Raw genomic sequence first — 2,673 nt, 5'->3', positions numbered from 1 at the left:
AGATATGGTCGGGTATATAATAGAAAATTTAGGCAGCAACATAGATAAAAATAGCAACAAAGAAGCACATCTAGTAAAGATACTAGATATAGATGATCTAAATAAACTAGATGCGACAAAGATAGTAAGTGATGCTAGAGCTGACGATATAGATATGCTAGTGGCTATTTGTGCTTTGAATTTATTTGTATTTGAAAAAAAGATAGATGTAAATGAGCTTGGTAAATACTTCTCTTATAGCAAAAACATCTATAAAAATATAACGATACTACGAGATAATAGAGTGGATATAGCAGAGGCTAGCATCTTCGTAAAAGATAGAATAGATATGCTAAAGAGCATAATAAATCTAAAATATGCGGATCTAGCAAAGCTAAAAGAAAATGAAAATTTCTTGGCTAGCATAGACTCTAATGACATAAGCTCTAGCGATGAAGCCATAGTAATAGCTAATAATAAATCCGCTCAAAATAATGATGATGTAGCTTACAACAATAAAGTAGCAACCGATGATATAAAAGCTCTTATGAATGAGAGCGTGGGAAGTATCTTTTATAAAAACAACGATACTCTTAGTGTAAGTGCAGTAGATAAAAGTATCGTTGATGTTGAGGTATTAAAGGAGATATTTAAGCTAGATAGTAAAAATATGAATCAAAGAATATATCTAAACTCTGCCCTTTTGTCTAAAGCCAATGAAGAGGAGGATTATCCACTTTATTTTAAAGACGAAAAATATAATAGTGATGAGAATATCCCTCTAAATTTTACTCATCAGCCAAGAGATGAGGATAAAGATATAGGAAGGCTAAGTGTTGCTTATAGAAATTCTCAAGCAAATATATTAAATTATTCACTATTAAATAAGAGTCTAAATATCGATCTAAAACCAATGAGTAAAAAGACTAAAGAGGCTCTTTCAAATTTAAATCAAAGGCAAAATTTACAAAAAGATAATCAATCTAAAGAAATTTCATCTACTGCGACTTCATGCCCTGTCATAGAAGACGACACTATCATTTGCCCACATGGCGGTCATGTGATCTTAAAAAGTAGGGCAGGCAGGAGCATAAGATCAGACGATCAAGGCGTGATACTTGATGTTGATTTTATAAACTCGCCAATAGTAGGCTGCTCAGCTAGGATCCCATGCGTCGTAGTAGCTTATGTGCCAAGATCGGCACTTAGTCTAAAAAGCATGAATGATCACTACGCTGTAATGCAAGATCTAGTGCCAAACTGCCTAAGCAACACCGGCTCTTCGCTAAGGTGCATAAAAAAAGAGAATAAACTTAAACTAGAGCATAGTTTAAGTAATCCTAGTATGCAAGATAGTAGCGAAATAATAAAAGATATAAATTTAAATAATGCCTACATAAGGCTTCATATAAAATCAGCCCTTAATCAAACAGATAATCTTGCTGTTTGTATATATAAGCTAAATGATGTGGAATATAAAAACCAAGAGGGATTTAAAGAGATGGAGCTAAATTTAGATGAAGGCTCTGATATAAAAGATAAGAAGCTAAAAGAGTATCTAAAGGCCCGATTTAGAGATGATAAATTTAGTATCTCATCGTTTAACTTCAAATACTCGCTTATGGATAAAAATTTTATTTTTATTACCCCTAAATATACTGAGCCTATCTATAAAGATATGACGCTTCCTAAGAGTGGAATAGGATTTTTTCAATTTGTAGATGATATTAGCGACGATAACAATCTTATCTATATTACGCCAAGTAAAGCAAAAACAATATGTATAAAATTTGCTTGTGGGTTGGATAGTGAATATAGCGATGATATAAACTTAATTAAAACAGTAGTGGTGGCATAACGATGAATGATATAAATATAACCTACTCTTGCGAAGAGAGTTTAAAAAAGATAAAAGAGTACATAGCTGATGCAAAGAGCGTGACGCTTTATACGTCTAGTTTAAACTATCTCTCTTCATATTCTGGCAATATAATTGCAGAGATTGTCTCTGATCTTATCTGTTGTAAAGGTAAAGATAAAGACATATCAATAATAACTGATTTTTATGTAGACAAAGAGAGCTTTAAAGATGGTAAACTAAATAGAGTAAGGGAGTTTAAATATAAAGGCATCCCAGTAAAAGTAGTTCATAAAAAAAGTGCTATTGATAAATTCTTTGAAAATTTAAGAGAAGGGCTTACTCCTTTACAAACAAAAATACATAATCAAGAGATATTGGATTTAGCTCAAGATGAGCATGATAGGGAGTTGCTAAAAGATGGTAATGAAGTAGAAGATAAACCGTCAAGTTTTTATCATATGTTTGAGCTTATTGTTTCTAATTATAATGAGGCTAAAAATATTTTAAGAGATTGTTTAAATACTCTAAAAAATGATCTACTAAATGACGCTAAATCATTGATAGCTAGCGAAGGATTAGATGAGGGCAAATTTGAAAGAAGCATAAAGGAGTGTTTTGATGAGCTAGATAAAAATTTAAAAGAGCTAAGCTCGGAAAATGGAGAATTTATAATAAAACAAATAGCTCTTTTTATATTAAGTCTAGTCGATATAACCGATCCAAAGGCCATAATAAAAAAATCAAATCTTGGTTTTGTGGCTTATGAGCTTGGAAAGATGGCGTATGCAATTCATGAATATGATAGCAATAGGGCATTTTACGGTGTATCCTTA

At 31.7% G+C, this 2,673-nt stretch carries 2 protein-coding genes; both read left to right on the top strand.

Annotated elements, in window-relative coordinates; translation table 11 throughout:
- A partial coding sequence (locus A3854_RS09580) for a hypothetical protein (RefSeq protein WP_180378650.1) occupies nt 1–1,837 on the top strand: 1,837 nt, incomplete at its 5' end.
- A gap of 2 nt (nt 1,838–1,839) precedes the next feature.
- The coding region (locus A3854_RS05030; RefSeq protein WP_141081834.1) for a hypothetical protein at nt 1,840–2,673 on the top strand (834 nt) is incomplete at its 3' end.

Source organism: Campylobacter concisus (assembly GCF_002092845.1).
Classification (GTDB): Bacteria; Campylobacterota; Campylobacteria; order Campylobacterales; family Campylobacteraceae; genus Campylobacter_A; species Campylobacter_A concisus_AQ.
Note: the sequence above shows the minus strand (reverse complement) of the source record. Positions and strands in the feature narration are given on the sequence as shown.